Annotated in this window: 11 protein-coding genes; 7 read left to right on the top strand and 4 right to left on the bottom strand. The window is 44.9% G+C overall.

Translation table 11 applies throughout. The features are described 5' to 3' along the window. Window positions 1-41: 41 nt before the first annotated feature. A complete protein-coding gene (locus RBB12_RS04110; protein WP_306012897.1) occupies window positions 42-1,292 on the bottom strand; it encodes an aspartate kinase in 1,251 nt (416 codons plus the stop codon). Between the two features lie 27 nt (window positions 1,293-1,319). Further along, window positions 1,320-1,802, bottom strand: a complete 483-nt coding sequence (locus tag RBB12_RS04105; RefSeq protein ID WP_306012896.1) for a GNAT family N-acetyltransferase — start codon at window positions 1,800-1,802, stop codon at window positions 1,320-1,322. Between the two features lie 111 nt (window positions 1,803-1,913). Here RBB12_RS04105 and fbp point away from each other — a divergent pair, with 111 nt between their 5' ends. Then, window positions 1,914-2,921, top strand: coding sequence for a class 1 fructose-bisphosphatase (fbp, locus tag RBB12_RS04100; RefSeq protein ID WP_306012895.1), 1,008 nt, complete (start codon window positions 1,914-1,916; stop codon window positions 2,919-2,921). Here fbp and RBB12_RS04095 read toward each other — a convergent pair. Then, window positions 2,918-3,346 carry a TerB family tellurite resistance protein gene (locus RBB12_RS04095; protein ID WP_179383520.1) on the bottom strand — a complete coding sequence of 143 codons (429 nt, stop codon included), beginning with the start codon at window positions 3,344-3,346 and terminating at the stop codon, window positions 2,918-2,920. The genes fbp and RBB12_RS04095 overlap by 4 nt on opposite strands. Window positions 3,347-3,437: 91 nt before the next feature. On the opposite strand from RBB12_RS04095, the gene RBB12_RS04090 reads away from it, so the two are divergent. The 6 genes from RBB12_RS04090 (at window position 3,438) to mfd (ending at window position 16,010) form a co-directional block, all read left to right on the top strand. Next, the gene (locus RBB12_RS04090; RefSeq protein WP_306012894.1) at window positions 3,438-4,466 is read left to right on the top strand and encodes a ligase-associated DNA damage response exonuclease; all 1,029 of its coding nucleotides are present in this window, start codon (window positions 3,438-3,440) and stop codon (window positions 4,464-4,466) included. Continuing rightward, entirely contained in the window at window positions 4,463-6,175 is a 1,713-nt protein-coding gene (locus RBB12_RS04085; RefSeq protein ID WP_306012893.1) for an ATP-dependent DNA ligase, read from the top strand. Before RBB12_RS04090 ends, RBB12_RS04085 begins: the two co-directional genes overlap by 4 nt. Further along, a complete protein-coding gene (locus RBB12_RS04080; RefSeq protein WP_306012892.1) occupies window positions 6,172-8,634 on the top strand; it encodes a ligase-associated DNA damage response DEXH box helicase in 2,463 nt (820 codons plus the stop codon). Before RBB12_RS04085 ends, RBB12_RS04080 begins: the two co-directional genes overlap by 4 nt. A 199-nt stretch (window positions 8,635-8,833) precedes the next feature. Then, on the top strand, window positions 8,834-9,466 hold the full coding sequence (gene pdeM, locus RBB12_RS04075) for a ligase-associated DNA damage response endonuclease PdeM (RefSeq protein ID WP_306012891.1): 633 nt from the start codon (window positions 8,834-8,836) through the stop codon (window positions 9,464-9,466). A gap of 629 nt (window positions 9,467-10,095) precedes the next feature. Beyond that, the gene (locus tag RBB12_RS04070) at window positions 10,096-11,682 is read left to right on the top strand and encodes a BspA family leucine-rich repeat surface protein (protein WP_306012890.1); all 1,587 of its coding nucleotides are present in this window, start codon (window positions 10,096-10,098) and stop codon (window positions 11,680-11,682) included. Between the two features lie 1,013 nt (window positions 11,683-12,695). Further along, window positions 12,696-16,010: a transcription-repair coupling factor gene (gene mfd / locus RBB12_RS04065; RefSeq protein WP_409557899.1), complete on the top strand. Its 3,315-nt coding sequence runs from the start codon at window positions 12,696-12,698 to the stop codon at window positions 16,008-16,010. A gap of 181 nt (window positions 16,011-16,191) precedes the next feature. Here mfd and RBB12_RS04060 read toward each other — a convergent pair whose 3' ends face one another. Then, window positions 16,192-17,349, bottom strand: coding sequence for a serine hydrolase (locus RBB12_RS04060; protein ID WP_306012888.1), 1,158 nt, complete (start codon window positions 17,347-17,349; stop codon window positions 16,192-16,194). Window positions 17,350-17,578 lie beyond the last annotated feature (229 nt).

Raw genomic sequence — 17,578 nt, 5'->3', positions numbered from 1 at the left:
AACCCTATAGGGTTTTTTACCCAAATATTAAGGCTAAATAATTACTTCACAACCAATTGAACCGTTTCCTTGCCTCGCTGCTCCACCAGTACGGACTTTCCATTTTGAAGGGATTTGACCGAATCGTCGTTAAAATGGCGAATGGTGTATAACGACACATCCTCATGGCAAACCACCTTAAATTTGCGTTTAAGCTCTTCCAGCAATGGCGGAAGACCCCTAAACTTATTGTCCAAACAGACCGAAAAGCTGATGGCGGAATTTTGGATCAAATCCACTTTTAAGCGGTGGTCATGGAACAACTTGAAGATTTCGCTGATGTTATCCTCCACGATAAATGAAAAATCCAGTGAAGATAGTTTGAGCAACACTTGGTTCTTCTTTACGATAAAGCAGGGCACCTTGGGCTCAATACCGTTGCCCTTGCCCACAGTAGTGCCCTTATCCTTTGGATTCACAAAGGATTTTACATGAAGGGGTATCTCCTTACGCTGAAGCGGCTGTAAGGTTTTGGGGTGGATTACCGAAGCCCCATAAAACGCTAGTTCGATGGCTTCGCGGTATGAAATCTTGTCCAACAATTGGGCGTTCTCAAAATTTCTGGGGTCGGCGTTCAACACTCCGGGAACATCCTTCCAAATGGTAACGGATTCCGCATTGAGGCAATAGGCCAAAATTGCAGCAGAATAATCGGAACCCTCCCTTCCCAAGGTGGTCGTAAAGTTGTTGTCGTCACTTCCCAAAAAGCCTTGGGTAATGTTCAATTTGGAAACGTCGACACGGGAAAGTACTTCTGCTTGGGTACGGTCCCAAAGCACTTGCGCATCCCTGTTGGTCGTATCGGTCTTGATAAGGGTTCGGACATCCAACCATTGATTGGAAATCCCAACCTCGTTCAAATAGGCACTGACGATGGTACTGGACAATAGTTCGCCATAACAGACCACCTGATCGTACACAAAGCCATATTTGGGTGACTTATTCCAAGCCAAAAAGCCTCTTACTTCATCAAAGAGAATCTTTACTCGGTTATAAACCGGGTGGTTTTGGTTTTGAAAAAGTTCGGTAATAATATTATGATGATACTCCACCACCTCTTGTAGCGATGACTGTACATTGGCCTTGTCATTAAAATAGGACTCCACCACCTTTTCCATGGCATTGGTCATCTTCCCCATCGCAGAAATGACGACCAAAGTATCTTGGTAACCCACCTCTTTTAGCACATTCACCACATTTCTCACTGCGTCGGCATCCTTCACCGATGCTCCACCAAACTTAAATACCCTCATGTATCTTATCTTCTATAAATTGTTGGCCTAATTAAGGCTCTCCATGTAATTTTTTATTCCTTCTTCATCCAGTTGTACCACGTCCCAATCCCTTAGCACATGGGCCCCTTTCTTTTCATAAAATTCGATAGCAGGCTCGTTCCAATCGAGCACTTCCCAACATATCCGTTTTACCCCAAGATTGTGTCCATATTTAACGACCTCATCCAGCAAAGCGGTTCCCAAACCACTTCCACGCATCTTCTCGGAAACAATTAAATCCTCCAAATGGACGGCAGGTCCTTTCCATGTGGAGTACCTTGGGTATACCAAGGCAATGCCCGCGATTCCATCGTTGGTATCGGCAACAAAGCAATGGAACATCTTTTGGTCGCCAAAACCGTGCTGTACCAAATCCTCTTCGGTAATCTCTACAGCATCGGGCTCCTTTTCATAATGCGCCAATTCCTGAATCAGTTGAAAAACTTGCCCCATGTCTTCGGGTTGGGCCGCCCTGATTGTATACTCCATAATTGTTACAAATAAAACTCAAAGTTATAAAATTACATAATTAAAGTCTTTCGAAAACGTTGTAGTTTCACAAAATGCCCGATATTTGTCCTCAAATAAAACAGCCTTTTCATGTTTGAAAAACAACATCGCACGCTCGGTGAATTCATCATCGCCAATCAAAATTCATTTCAATACACTTCTGGGGAACTTTCACGACTGCTCAACGGGATTCGCTTGGCCGCTAAAGTAGTGAATCACGAAGTGAACAAAGCGGGATTGGTAGATATTATCGGCGCTGCGGGAGATACCAACATTCAAGGGGAAAACCAACAAAAATTGGATGTTCTGGCCAATGAAAAATTCATCCAGACCCTTAAAAATCGAGAAATTGTTTGTGGCATTGCTTCGGAAGAGGAAGATGACTTTATCAGCATCAACAGTTTTGACAAACAGCACCAAAACAAATATGTGGTTTTGATAGACCCTTTGGACGGCTCTTCCAATATTGATGTAAACGTTTCGGTGGGGACCATTTTTTCCATTTACAGAAGGGTCACTCCAGTAGGAACCCCGGTGACCTTGGAGGACTTTTTACAGCCCGGAAAGAATCAGATTGCGGCGGGTTACATTATTTACGGCACATCGACCATGCTGGTCTACACCACTGGGGACGGGGTAAACGGTTTCACCCTAAATCCAGCCTTGGGCACCTTTTACCTATCCCATCCAAACATGAAATATCCCGAAACAGGAAATATCTACACTATTAACGAGGGCAACTATGTCCATTTTCCCCAAGGCGTAAAGGATTTTATCAAATACTGTCAAATGGAAGAAGACGATAGGCCCTATACTTCACGGTATATCGGTTCGCTGGTCTCGGATTTTCATCGGAACATGATCAAGGGGGGAATTTACATCTATCCCAAAACCAGCAAGGCGCAAAATGGAAAACTTCGTTTGCTTTACGAATGCAACCCCATGGCGTTTTTGGCCGAACAGGCCAATGGTAAGGCGAGCGATGGCTTTCAGCGAATCATGGAAATCCAGCCCACCAAATTGCACCAAAGGGTTCCTTTTTTCTGCGGAAGCAAAAAAATGGTAGAGAAAGCGGAAGAATTTATGGCGAAATACTAGCTTTCGCGCCTTACCAATTCGTGATAATCCTCGAATGGGATTCTTCCTGTAAAAATTTTGATGGATTTATCGACGAGTTCTGCTGCCGATTTCGGTGAGAAGCCAAGGCCAATAGCATATTTCTCCACTATGCGCCTCTCTTGTTCGTCAATATCATGGTCTGAGAAAATAATCTGAAAAAATTCGAATAGCCTCTTATATCGTTGCTCGCCACTGTGAGGAGTCTCGATTGGATATTTGTTCTCCTTTTTCATCACCTCCTTAAATTCCTCCTCGCTGATGTTCAATTTAAAGGCAAACTTTTCCAAAACGGCCATCTCCTTGGGGTTGATTTCCCCATCAACAGCTGCCAAACTTGCCAAAGTGGCAAAATGAGCCAAGTTTTTCTTGTGGTCCCCGTGCTCGTAAAGATCTAAAATGGGCATATCTCAAATTTTGTGGGACAAATATAAATCTTTAAAAGAGATTAAAATATATAAAATGGGCACCAAAAGAAATTTGTAATTTACGGCTGCTATGAAAACACCTTTGCTGCAATTTACCCCCAAAGGAATCTACTGTGAACAAGCGGATGTGTATTTGGACCCATGGAGACCCGTGGATAAAGCCATCATTTCGCACGGACATGCCGACCACAGCAGATGGGGGCATCAAAAATACATTACCCAACACAAGAATGTTCCCATTGTACAACATCGTCTAGGCGATGTGAACATTTCCGGTAAGGATTGGGGCGAGACCTTCAAAGTCAAAAATGTAAAGTTCAGTTTACATCCTTCCGGACATATTGTGGGTTCTTCCCAAATACGGGTAGAACACAAAGGGGAGGTTTGGGTCTTTACAGGGGATTACAAAATCGAGGACGACGGCCTCACCACGCCCTTCGAATTGGTAAAGTGCCACACCTTCATCACAGAATGTACCTTTGGATTGCCCGCCTTTCAATGGCGACCGCAACAAGAGGTCTTCAACGACATCAACCAGTGGTGGGCCCAGAACAAATCGGAAGGAAAAACCTCCGTGCTGTTTGGTTATTCCTTGGGCAAGGCACAGCGTTTGCTCAAACATTTGGACACTTCCATCGGAAAAATTTACACACACGGTGCCGTGGAGAACATGACAGAGGTACTGCGGCCCTTGGTCGATTTACCCCCGACGCATTTGATTACCAAGGACACCAAAAAAGACGAGCTTTTGGGCAACATCGTGGTAGCACCTCCTAGTGCCCACGGTAGCACTTGGATCCGCAAAATGGTGCCCTATGTTACAGCTACGGCAAGCGGATGGATGGCGTTTCGGGGTGCCCGAAGACGCAGGGCCATTGATAAAGGCTTTGTGTTGAGCGACCACTGTGATTGGAGCGGACTGTTGGAAACAGTGGAAGCTACGGGAGCTGAAAAAGTCATCTGTACCCATGGCTACACCGATATTTTCTCCAAATATTTGCAAGAATTGGGGTACGATGCCCGAACAGAAGCAACACAATACGAAGGAGAGCTGTCCGAGGTCAATGCTACCGAACAGGAAAAATCGGAAGTGGAATGAGACAGTTTGCCCAACTCATAAAAACCTTGGATGGCACCAACAAAACCAATGTAAAGGTACAGGCGCTTTCCAACTATTTTTTAGAGGCGACCGATAAGGATAAGGTTTGGACCATTGCGATTCTCTCCCACCGTAGACCTCCACGACCAGTAAACACAACTTTGCTGCGCACATGGGCCGCGGAGCTCTCCCACATCCCTGCTTGGCTGTTCGAAGAAAGTTACCATATTGTTGGGGATTTGGCAGAGACCATTGCCTTGGTAGTACCCTCTTCAGAAAAAGGCTCCAAAAAATCATTGACCACATTTTTACAGGAGATGATTGCCCTAAAACCAAAGTCCGAAGCAGAAAAAAAAGAATACCTATTTCAAAATTGGTCCGTGCTGGATTACTACGAACGATTTGTCTTCACCAAATTGATTACAGGCGGTTTCCGTATCGGGGTAAGCCAAAAATTAATGACCCGGGCACTTTCCAAAGCTACGGGTATCGAGGAGGATATTCTCGCCTACAAGTTAATGGGGAATTGGGACCCGAACCGCATTTCATTTCACGATCTTGTTTTGGAAGAAAAGGAGAGCGATTACCTATCCAAACCCTATCCTTTTTACTTGGCGTATGCTGTGGAAGAAGATGTTTCCGACTTGGGGGATGTGAACCAATGGTCCGTAGAACACAAATGGGATGGTATTCGCTGCCAAGTGATTCTTCGAAATGATGAACTCTTTGTTTGGAGCCGTGGGGAAGAACTGGTCACCGATAAATATCCAGAATTTGAAGCCTTCGTTGGCGTTATCCCCAATGGAACCGTTCTGGACGGCGAACTGCTCCCCTATCCCAAGGGCGAAATCGGCACTTTTAAAGATTTGCAGACACGCATCGGCCGCAAAAATATTTCAAGATCACTTTTAGAAAAGATTCCCGTCAAATTGAAAGTATATGATATTTTGGAATGGAAGGGGAAGGACATCAGGGATACGACTTATCTGGAGCGAAGAAAAATTTTAGAGTCTGTGATTTCGACTACGCTCAATCATCAGGACGCCGAGCGCTGGTCATTGAGCGCCCGCCTGCCGGATGGGCAGGAAGTCGAAATGAGTCGAAGCAACTCATCTGGTAACGAATTACCGTTGCTCCTATCCGAACGAATGCAATTCGATTCTTGGGACGAAGTGGCCAAAGAAAGGGAAAAGTCTAGGGAAAAACGCAGCGAGGGCCTTATGCTCAAACGAAACGAATCCACCTATCAAGTTGGGCGCAAAAAAGGGGACTGGTGGAAATGGAAGGTAGACCCGCTCACCATTGATGCCGTACTTACCTATGCTATGAGGGGACATGGTCGCCGCAGTAACCTTTTTACCGACTACACTTTTGCCCTCTGGGATGAAAACGAAGAAGGTGATAAAGAACTGGTCACCTTTGCCAAGGCATATTCCGGGCTTACCGACAAAGAGTTTAGACAAGTGGATGCCTGGATCAAGAAAAATACCTTGGACCGTTTCGGCCCTGTCCGAAGCGTCACCCCGCAGCATGTGTTTGAAATCGCTTTTGAAGGTATCGCTCCTTCTAAACGCCACAAAAGCGGTGTCGCTACCCGTTTTCCAAGAATTTTGAGATGGCGAAAGGACAAGAAAATCGAAGAAGCGAACACATTGGACGAATTAAAAGAGCTAATCCCGAGTGGAACGAAGGAATCCAATAAGAAATGAGTCAAAAGGACCTCTTTCATATCGCCGAAAATTGGTTCCAAGAACAAGATTGGAAGCCATTCCCATTTCAAAAAGAGAGCTGGAAAGCTTTTTTGGATGGAAAACACGGCCTATTAAATGCTCCCACCGGTAGCGGAAAAACATACGCACTTTGGTTTCCCATCGTGCTCAACTACATTAAAAACAACCCTGACTACAAGACAAAACATAAAAAGGGATTAAAAGCCATTTGGATTACGCCGCTACGGGCGCTTTCGCAGGAAATCAAACAATCCGCTGAACGCATCACCCAAGATTTGGAAACGCAAATGACCGTGGGCATCCGTACAGGCGATACCTCCACCAAGGAAAGGGCCAAAATGCGTACCAACATGCCCGACCTTTTGATTACTACCCCCGAAAGTTTACAATTGTTGCTATCCTCCAAAAATTATGCTAAAACGTTTAAGGATTGCTCGGCCATTGTAGTGGACGAATGGCACGAATTGTTGGGCACCAAACGGGGCGTTCAAATGGAACTCGGGCTATCCCGCCTAAAAACAATTTGCAAAGAGTTACGGATTTGGGGCATATCGGCCACCATTGGGAATTTGGAACAAGCACGGGAAGTACTGTTGGGGCCCACCTCTCCGGAACTGGAAAATTCGGTTTTGGTCAAGGCCAACCTCAACAAGAAAATCACCGTCAAAAGTATTATTCCGAAGCAAATGGAAACCTTTCCTTGGCGCGGACATTTGGGACTGCATCTTTTGGACCAGGTGGTGCCCATCATCAATAATAGTAAAACTACCTTGCTTTTTACCAATACGCGCAGTCAATGCGAAATATGGTTTCAGAAAATATTGGAAAAATATCCTGAGTTCGCCGGGGAAATGGCCATGCACCACGGCAGCATCAATAAGGAAACCCGATTATGGGTAGAGCAGGCCATTCGCAACGAAAGCCTAAAGGCTGTGGTCTGCACATCGAGTTTGGACCTTGGTGTGGATTTTGCCCCTGTGGAAACCGTTATCCAAATTGGTGGACCCAAAGGCGTTGCCCGTTTCTTGCAGCGCGCGGGACGTAGCGGTCACCGACCTGGCAAAGAAAGCGTCATCCATTTTTTGCCCACTCATGCCATAGAGTTAGTGGAGGCTTCGGCCATGCAAAAAGCGGTTTTGAACAGTGCTGTGGAAGACCGTATCCCCTACTTGAACAGTTTTGATGTCCTTATTCAATATTTGACCACCTTGGCGGTTTCAGATGGGTTTCATGCTGATGAAATCTATCCAGAAATCAAACAAACCTTTTGTTATCAGACCTTGACCGAAGAACAGTGGCAATGGCTGCTCAATTTTTTGGTTATGGGAAGCCAAAGTCTCAAGAGCTATGATGAATACAAAAAAGTAGAGGTAGAAGAAGACGGCAAATTTAAAGTAAACAGCAGGGCGGTGGCCATGCGTCACCGTTTTCAAATAGGAACCATTGTTGGGGATGCCACCATTTCGGTTCGCTATCAAAAAGGAGGGTACATTGGCAGTATCGAGGAATATTTTATCTCCAAATTGAGCCCCGGCGATGTTTTCACCTTTGCAGGGCGAAATTTGGAATTCATAAGGATCAAGGGAATGGCCGCGCACGTTCGAAATTCCTCCAAACGGACAAACAAGGTTCCTAGCTGGATGGGTGGACGTTTGAGCTTTTCTGCAAAGATGTCCGAGTTGTTGCGTCAAGAATTGTACACCGCCGAACTGGAATTTGACGAGCAATCGGAAGAGATACAGGCTTTACAGCCCATGTTCAACAAACAACGGGAGGAAAGCATTGTACCCCAGCCCCATCAGTTTTTGATCGAAACCTTCAAGACCCGTGATGGCTACCATCATATGTTTTATCCGTTTGAGGGCAGAGCCATTCACGAAGGGATGAGCAGTTTGTTGGCGTATCGGATCAGCTTGTTGGCTCCCATTACCTGCTCACTTGCCTTCAACGATTACGGTTTTGAATTGCTATCGGACCGTGAAATCAACATTCAGGAGATTTTGGACAACAACCTTTTTACGCCAGAGTATATGTTGTCCGACCTACAAAAAAGTTTGAATTCCAACGAAATGGCACGTAGAAAGTTCCGTGATATTGCCGTTATCAGCGGCATGGTGTTTACGGGCTATCCGGAAAAAGGTGTCAAAATGAAGCATCTGCAAAGCAGTTCGGAATTGTTGTTCGATGTGTTCCGTGATTTTGAGGATGACAACCTGCTCTACCAGCAAGCCTATACCGAAACCTTTGAGCACCAATTGGAAGAAGGTCGACTGCGATTGGCTTTGGAACGTATCGGCGAACAAGAAATCGTTTGGCGAAAATGCTCACAACCTACACCCCTATCGTTTCCCATTATCACGGACAGGTTGCGGGAAAAATTATCCAATGAAAAATTGGCGGACCGTATTAAAAGAATGATGGCTAAATTGACGAAATAACCAACCAACATCCAAACATCTGTCATTCCGTGCCCCGACACGGAATCTCATCCAATAAGGGTACTGAAATATGTTTTGAATCACCATGTGTGGTTATTTTTAATATAAACAGACTATCATTTGAGAAATTCAGCGTCAAATAGATTTCTCGACTGCGCTCGAAATGACAATTGAACTAACTTTGCGGTATCTGGTTTTAATGACGGAAAATATTCAAATACACAACCAAACATTTCACCTCCACCCTTTGGGTGGCCTATTCTGGGAAGAGAAGTCGTTATTGTTGATCAGCGATGTGCATCTGGGCAAAGTATCCCATTTTAGAAAATTTGGGGCTGCTGTTCCCCGAAAGGCCATTCACAAGAATTTCCTGCTGCTGGACCAAATCGTTTCCGATGTCCAACCCTTTCAAATCTGCTTTTTGGGCGACCTATTCCATTCTTCATTAAACAAGGAATGGGAATTGTTCGAGAACTGGGTCGCTAAAACTCCTGCTGAAATTTTATTGGTGGCAGGCAACCACGACATTATTGCTCCCGAAAAGTTCGAAAAACTGAAAGTCTCCATATTCCCTGAGTTGATCATCGACTCTTTCTTATTGACCCACCATCCCGAGGAGCGCGAAGGGTATTTTACGTTTTGCGGCCATGTGCACCCCTCCATTAAACTCAGGGGTTTTGGCAGGGAACGCATTAAACTTCCCTGCTTTTTCAAGTCCCGCAACCAAATGATCTTGCCCGCTTTTGGCCAGTTTACCGGAACCCATGCCCTTGAGCCCAAAGATTCGGATGAAGTCTTTGCCATTGTGGAGGATAGCATAATCAAAGTTTAACATTACTTCGTCTTTTCTACATAAAGAGCGAGATTAATATTGAAGAATCCGCTGTAAAAACTCAAGTTCAAATTCAAAAGTCAAGTTCAAAAAAGGTCATTTCGATATGAGATGCAATGCATCGATTGAGAAATCTGTTTGAATGGTCAAGTTCAAACTCAAAGGTCAAGTAGAAGTTGCAGGTTCAAAGTTTAAGGTTTTACTTCAAAAGGTCATTTCAAATGACAAAGAACCCTATTCGTGCCAATTCGTGAAATAAGTGTCAACTGCCCATTACCTTCGGTCTTCGGACTTCTTATTGTCGCTTCGACTCATTTCGACTCCGCTCAATGACCAACGCTCAGCGACCACTGCCCACTGCTGCCTGACTTCCGACTCCCAATAGATTTCTCACTTCGTTTCGAAATGACATCCTAACTCGCAACACGAAACCCGAAACCTATAACTCGCAACTTACCACTTCCGACTTCAAAAATCCCATTTCTAACACCAAAAATCCATCCCCCCAAAAAAATCCGTCAGATCAAACAGGGCATCCGTCAGATCAGAAGGGGCATCCGTCAGATCGCACCCTTTTGTAATCCCAAAATACCGCATCTTGCTCCTTATTTTACTTAAACCAAGAAATTATGAACTTGAAAAAATTAGTATGGTCGCTCCTGGCCATTACCCTATTGTGGTCCTGTAGCAAGGACGATGGGCCTACTACACCCAACAATGCTGCACCAGTGATTGCAGCGCAGAGCTTTACCGTAGCGGAGAATATATCCGATACGGCTACCATTGGTACCGTTAAAGCCACCGATGGCGATGAGGACCCACTTGAATTTAGTATCCAGACCAACTCCGATAACCTGTTCGAGATTACAGAGGCCGGGGTACTGAGTTTGGCAACAGGCAAAAGTTTGAGCTTTGCCACAAAGGCTTCCCATAGCCTTACCATTGCCGTTACCGATGGGATTGCAACTGCAACGGGAATAGTGACTATAAAGGTAACCGAAGTTGAGACAATTAATGAGGCGCCCTCGGTAAACAATCAAGAATTTGAGGTCGCTGAGGACGCGGTAGAAGGTTTTGTAATCGGTACTGTGGAGGCAATTGATCCCGAGGGAGATACCTTGACGTTCGATTTATTGGAGGATGCCAGTGAACTTTTCCAGGTGACCGAGAACGGGGAGATTAGCTTGGCCGAAGGTAAGAGCTTGGATTATGAGACCTCAACGGGGTATAGTTTAACCCTCAGTGTTAGCGATGGGACCAATGACCCATTGAATTTTACCGTTATTATCAAGGTGACAAACGTTATCGAAAGCTTGTTCGAGGACCCGGCCTCTTTTATTATGGAGTTTGATGTAGCCGCCCAACAAACATTGGAGATTGGCCTAAACCAAGGTTTTGAATATGATTATACCATAGATTGGGGAGATGGAACCATAGAAAACTTCTCGACCAATGAAAATCCTGTACACCCATATGAAATGGCCGACACCTACCGCGTGGCCATTAAAGGCACTTTTCCCGCTCTTCGAATGGGTAATGCAGATTCACTAAGTGGTGATGCTTTGATTGATGTGACCCAATGGGGTACCCAAAAATGGCAGTCTATGTACCAAGCCTTTGCACATTGTAATAATTTAGAGCAGTTTAGTGCCACAGATCAGCCTGATTTATCCGAGACTACATCAATGGTAGAAATGTTCTGGAGTGCAGATTTGTTTAATGGAGATATTGGTGACTGGGACACCAGCAATGTAACCGATATGAACGTGGTGTTTGCAGCAGCAACCTCTTTTAATCAGCAATTAAATTGGGATACTTCTAAAGTTACGAGTATGATAGGAATGTTTGAGGATGCAACTGCCTTCGATCAACCCTTGGTCCAAACTGATAGTGGTTGGAACACAAGCAACGTAACCGATATGAGTTATATGTTCGACGGGGCTATTAATTTTAACCAAAGTTTGGGCTCATGGGACATCAGCAGTGTTACCAATATGAGCAGTATGCTCGATAATTGTGGGATGAGCCCGGAAAACTTAAACGCAACGCTTATTGGTTGGGCCAACTTCGTTGAGGCTAACAATGGCCCTTCTAACATCACACTTGGTCTGGAAGGACTTACCACCTGTGGGCCCGATGTTATTGCTGCATCCCAAACATTTGGTTTTTATGGTTGGGATACAATTGGTCAAACCTATTTAGTGAACTGTCCATAATAGTACTGATCCAAATACTATCTTGTCCTAGTCCCATACAGGGCAAGCAGAGCCACCGGCGGCCTTCGGGTTTCCGGTGGTTTTTGCATTCCGTACTCCTGCCAACTGGCAGGAGATACGGAATCATTTTTTAGGTGGTGAGTAAGTCGCTTCGGCTCATTTCGACTACGCTCAATGACCGCCGCTCAGCGACCACTGCCCACTGCTGAATGACTTCCGACTCCCGACAGATTTCTCACATTCGTTCGAAATGACAAAGAACCCTATTCGTGCCAATTCGTGAAATTAGTGTCAACTGCCTATTGACTATTTCCCATCAAACCAAGTCTATTTTCTATGGTCTTTTCTCTCTTGGATCTTGATTTTTGGTTCTTGGCTCCTCACTGAACTAAGTTCTCGATACATTTTTTGACTCCTTTTTTCAAAAACTCATCAAAAAACACTCGAACTGACATCTTAACCTGAAACCTGAAACCCCTAACTCTAAACTTCCGACTTCCGACTTCCGACTTCGGACTTCCAACTGCCCATCAAACCAAGTCTATTTTCTATGGTCTTTTCTCTCTTGGATCTTGATTTTTGGTTCTTGGTTCATAGCTCTCCACAGAACTAGGTTCTCGATACATTTTTTGCCTCTTTTTTTGCAAAAATCGCCAAAAAACACTCGAACTGACCCGTTATCTTACAAGACCATCAACTGCATACTGCCAACTGCCAACTGACTTCCGACTCCCGACCCTAGTTCCATAAACTCACTTTAATGCCCTCATCACGCCAATCACACACATTCTGCCCAAGTCAAAACAAACCCAAAAAAACATTTTCAGCAAAAGGTTACGCGGTTTATCTTTGCGGCAAAGTTTTTTGGATTGACCAAAACCCAGATTTCCCAACTTTTTGAACAGTCTCCCCAACTCGGGAAACTGAGGGAAGCTATTGCCCAACCTGTCACTTCGAGCTGTCACCCTGAGCTTGTCGAAGGGGCAGTCGATAAGTCATCGGTATCACAAAAAATCAACATTAAAGGACTTGTTGGTTCTTCCCTATCCTTTGTGATTGCAGAAACGTTTAAGTCGGTTGATTTCCCCTTTTTGCTGATTTTGAACGATAAGGAGGAGGCAGCCTATCATCTCAATGACCTGGAACAGCTTATCGGCGAAAAAGATGTACTTTTTTATCCGGGTAGTTACCGCAGGCCCTATCAAATCGAGGAAACGGACAATGCCAATGTGCTCTTGCGCGCGGAAGTGCTCAACCGCATCAACTCCAGAAAAAAACCTGCCGTTATCGTCACCTATCCCGATGCGCTTTTTGAAAAAGTGGTCACTCGGAAGGAACTGGACAAGAATACCCAAAAAATAAAATTGGGCGACGAGATTTCATTGGACTTTTTAAACGAAGTCCTTTTTGAATACCAGTTCAAGCGGGTAGACTTTGTGACCGAACCGGGCGAATTCTCTGTTCGGGGCGGTATTGTGGATGTTTTCTCCTTCTCCCACGATGAGCCTTACCGAATCGAGTTTTTTGGGGACGAAGTGGACAGTATCCGAACCTTTGATGTAGAAACACAGCTTTCTACGGACAAGGTGAAAAAAATCACGATTATTCCCAATGTAGAAAACAAGTTCACCGAAGAAATACGGGAGAGTTTCCTCAAATATATTTCGGCCAACACGGTGGTCTTTGCCAAGAACCCGGCCTTGATCTATGACCGTATCGATTCCTTTTTCGAAAAAGCAGAGGAAAGCTTTGCCAAGCTGAGCCAAGAAATCAAACATGCAGCTCCCAAAGAACTTTTTGTGGATTCAACTTTGTTGAAAGAGCAGTTGAAGGATTACTTGTTCGTTGAAATTGGGTCTTCGACTCCGCTCAGCCATCAAAATACAGGAGAAACGGTCACTGAGCGAAGTCGAAGTGACATCATCCAATTCAATACCAAACCCCAGCCCTCGTTCAACAAAAAGTTCGATTTGCTCATTGAAAATCTCAATGACAACCGGGACGCGGGTTACAGTAACTATATTTTCTGTTCCACGGAGCAGCAGGCCAAGCGTTTTCACGATATTTTTGATGAAGTGGATGAGACGGTGCACTACCAGACTATCATTTTTCCGCTGTTCCAGGGTTTTGTGGACCAAGATCTAAAAATAGCCTGCTACACCGACCATCAAATTTTTGAGCGCTACCATAAGTTCCATTTAAAGAATGGCTACGCCAAAAAGCAGGCCATCACCCTTAAGGAACTCAACAAACTGGAAATCGGTGATTACGTTACCCATATCGATCATGGCATCGGGAAATTCGGTGGACTACAAAAAATCGATGTGGAGGGCAAAAAGCAGGAAGCCATCAAATTGATCTATGGCGACCGTGACATTTTGTACGTGAGTATCCACTCGTTGCACAAAATTTCCAAATACAACGGCAAGGACGGTGCTCCTCCCAAAATCTTTAAACTGGGCTCGGCGGCTTGGAAAAAACTCAAGCAAAAGACCAAGGCGAGGGTCAAAAAGATTGCCTTCGACCTCATTAAGGTGTATGCCAAACGAAGACTTGAGAAGGGTTTTCAGTATGCGCCCGATAGCTATCTCCAGCACGAATTGGAGGCTTCCTTCCTCTACGAAGACACCCCGGACCAAGAAAAAAGCACCCAAGACGTCAAGAAGGACATGGAAAGCGAACGTCCGATGGACCGCCTGATTTGTGGCGATGTAGGCTTTGGAAAAACAGAGGTTGCCATTCGTGCCGCATTCAAGGCCGTGGACAACGGCAAACAGGTGGCCGTTTTGGTCCCTACCACCATTTTGGCTTTTCAGCACCATAGAACATTTTCCGAACGATTGAAAGAAATGCCCGTAACCGTGGATTACCTCAACCGTTTTAGAACAGCGAAGGAGAAAAGGGAGACCCTGGAGAATTTGGAAAGTGGGAAAGTGGATATCATTATTGGAACACACCAACTGGTCAACAAAAATGTAAAATTCAAGGATTTAGGATTGTTGATAGTAGACGAGGAGCAAAAATTTGGAGTGTCCGTCAAAGAAAAACTACGTTCCATCAAAGAAAACGTGGATGTGCTCACCTTAACGGCCACACCTATTCCAAGGACCCTTCAATTTAGTTTGATGGCCGCCCGTGACCTGTCCGTTATCAATACGCCACCACCGAACCGCTATCCCATCGAGAGTCAGGTGATTCAGTTGAACGAAGAAATTATTCGGGATGCCATTTCTTACGAAATCCAACGGGGCGGACAGGTGTTCTTTATCCATAATAGAATTGAAAACATCAAAGAGGTAGCAGGGATGATTCAACGCTTGGTACCTGATGCCAAAATTGGAATCGGCCATGGACAAATGGAAGGCAAAAAATTGGAAAACCTTATGCTTGCCTTTATGAACGGGGAGTTTGATGTTTTGGTGTCGACCACGATCATTGAAAGTGGGCTGGATGTAACCAACGCCAATACCATTTTTATACATAATGCCAACAATTTTGGATTGAGCGACCTGCACCAAATGCGCGGACGTGTGGGCCGAAGCAATAAAAAGGCTTTCTGCTATTTCATTACCCCGCCTTACGAAGTGATGACCACCGAAGCGCGCAAACGTATCGAGGCTTTGGAGCAATTCACAGACCTGGGCAGTGGCTTTAACATTGCGATGAAGGATTTGGAAATTCGCGGTGCCGGAGATCTATTGGGCGGTGAACAGAGTGGGTTCATTAATGAAATAGGGTTTGAAACCTATCAAAAAATATTGTCCGAAGCCATTGAGGAGCTCAAGGAAAACGAGTTCAAAGAATTGTATGAGGAAGTCGAGGGCGACAAGGAAAAGGTATATGTGAAGGAAATGCAGCTAGATACCGATTTTGAACTGCTCTTCCCAGATGATTACATCAACAATATTACGGAGCGACTCAACCTCTACACCCAACTGAATGAAGTGGAAGATGAAGAAGGCCTTCAAAAGTTTGAAGCACAGCTGGTGGATCGTTTTGGGGAGTTACCGGAACCTGCTGTTGACTTGATGAACTCCGTTCGTATTAAATGGATTGCCACGCATATTGGTCTGGAAAAGGTGATAATGAAAAAAGGCAAGTTTATCGGTTACTTTATTGCTGACCAACAATCCAGTTTTTACCAAAGTGCCGTGTTTACCCAAGTGCTGCAATATGTTCAGAGCCATCCCCAACAGGCCAAGCTCAAGGAAAAACAGACCCGAACTGGGTTACGGTTACTGTTGACGTTTGACAGGATTACGAGTGTGGATAAGGCTTTGAAGGTCTTGGAGCCCTTTACACCTCAAAAAGAGAAAGTCTCTGTTTAAATAATTTTGAACAAATTCCGTGTCATACTTCGATATCGTTCAGAATGATACCAATTTTGATTTGTGAAGATTCGTGTCATTCGTGTCATTTTTAATGACAAACCAACATCAAAACATATGAGACCCTGAAACCTGCCTTTGTTGGCAGGCAGGCAAGTCTAAGGTGACGGACTATTACTTCTTAAAAAGCCTCATACACCTGCTTTACAAACTCCCCGATTTTTGAGGGCTCCAACCAACGGGTCACAATGACCAACCCATTTTTTTGGTCCACCACAATAAAGTTGCCTCCAAAACCTGCAGCGTAGAACACATGCTCCGGAACACCCTCCCAATGGCGGTCTCCTTTTTGGTTGAGCCACCACATGTAGCCATAATTTACATTGGGTATAGAAGGCGTAATGGCTTTCTTAATCCAATTTTCGCTGATGAGCTGCTCATTTTCCCATTTCCCGTTATTCAAAAACAAGGTTCCAAAACGGGCCATATCCTCTGTGGAAATAAAAAGTCCAGCACCCGAATGTCCTCCGCCGGTCACGGATTTCATTTTAATACCATCGACAACAGTCCAGGCATTCTCGTAGCCAAACCAACGCCAAGAGGTCGTTGCCCCAATTTTATCCATCACTTCTTCTTTGAGGACCATGGGAACAGGTTTTCTCCACACATGAGTAAGCGAATAGGCAAGAACGTTAACACGAACGTCGTTGTATTCCATCACGGTTCCCGGTTCGTTCAGTTTGCGGAACTTCCAATCGTCCAATCCACCTTCTCGGGGCGGACGGTCCGCCCAATCCTTGCCACCCCAGAGCTCACCCGACCAATCGGAATTCTGTTGCAACAAATGCTCCCATGTAATCTTGGAATTATGTTCTCCATCAAAAGTGCCATCCCAAATGTAATCGACTACTTTATCCTTAGTGTCATTTATCAAGCCATGATCTTCGGCAAGTCCAGCAACGGTGGATAAAAAACTCTTGGTAACGCTAAAGGTCATGTCCACGCGTTTGGTATCGCCCCAAGAGGCCAAAACATAGCCGTTCTTCATAATCATACCCGCGGGACCTCCTCGTTTTTTGGTCGGACCCAAAATTTGATGGAAGGGTTCGCGTTTAAAACCTTCCAAAATGGCAATACGCAAGTCCCGAGACCCTGAATATTCGTTGGCATTGGCAAATGCTACGGCTTTGTCCAATGCAGATTGGTCAAACTTAAATTGTCCGTTTTCCGCAGTTTGCCAAGTTTCGTAGCGTTGAGGAAAGTTGATTTCTTGCCCGTGGACCATAAAGGTTGTGGCAAAGGTCAACAGAAGTGCTGTTGTTGCTAAACAGTTTTTCATTTTTCGGAGGTTTGGTTTGGGTAAGAAAGGTAGTGATTGTTGGGGAATTTATCCTTTGTCAATTCAAAGGATATCTTTTTAGATTCTTCGCGGCGCTCAGAATGACAAATCAGATTTCTCACGTTCGTTCGAAATGACATCACCCTTCAATGGTCATTTCGACAGAGCGAAGCGACGAGAAATCTAAAAAAGTCATCTTTCCAGGCATGCTTTAGCATGTAGCTCGGAC

The sequence above is a fragment of the Allomuricauda sp. MMSF_3307 genome (genome assembly GCF_030733585.1).
GTDB lineage: Bacteria > Bacteroidota > Bacteroidia > Flavobacteriales > Flavobacteriaceae > Flagellimonas.
Note: the sequence above shows the minus strand (reverse complement) of the source record. Positions and strands in the feature narration are given on the sequence as shown.

What these genes read in the sequence shown, in the direction of transcription:
- RBB12_RS04060 (WP_306012888.1), bottom strand. Translation starts at nt 17,349, where the DNA reads ATGAAAAACTGTTTAGCAACAACAGCACTTCTGTTGACCTTTGCCACA.
- pdeM (WP_306012891.1), top strand. Translation starts at nt 8,834, where the DNA reads ATGACGGAAAATATTCAAATACACAACCAAACATTTCACCTCCACCCT.
- RBB12_RS04095 (WP_179383520.1), bottom strand. Translation starts at nt 3,346, where the DNA reads ATGCCCATTTTAGATCTTTACGAGCACGGGGACCACAAGAAAAACTTG.
- RBB12_RS04070 (WP_306012890.1), top strand. Translation starts at nt 10,096, where the DNA reads ATGAACTTGAAAAAATTAGTATGGTCGCTCCTGGCCATTACCCTATTG.
- RBB12_RS04110 (WP_306012897.1), bottom strand. Translation starts at nt 1,292, where the DNA reads ATGAGGGTATTTAAGTTTGGTGGAGCATCGGTGAAGGATGCCGACGCA.
- RBB12_RS04105 (WP_306012896.1), bottom strand. Translation starts at nt 1,802, where the DNA reads ATGGAGTATACAATCAGGGCGGCCCAACCCGAAGACATGGGGCAAGTT.
- RBB12_RS04090 (WP_306012894.1), top strand. Translation starts at nt 3,438, where the DNA reads ATGAAAACACCTTTGCTGCAATTTACCCCCAAAGGAATCTACTGTGAA.
- fbp (WP_306012895.1), top strand. Translation starts at nt 1,914, where the DNA reads ATGTTTGAAAAACAACATCGCACGCTCGGTGAATTCATCATCGCCAAT.
- RBB12_RS04085 (WP_306012893.1), top strand. Translation starts at nt 4,463, where the DNA reads ATGAGACAGTTTGCCCAACTCATAAAAACCTTGGATGGCACCAACAAA.
- RBB12_RS04080 (WP_306012892.1), top strand. Translation starts at nt 6,172, where the DNA reads ATGAGTCAAAAGGACCTCTTTCATATCGCCGAAAATTGGTTCCAAGAA.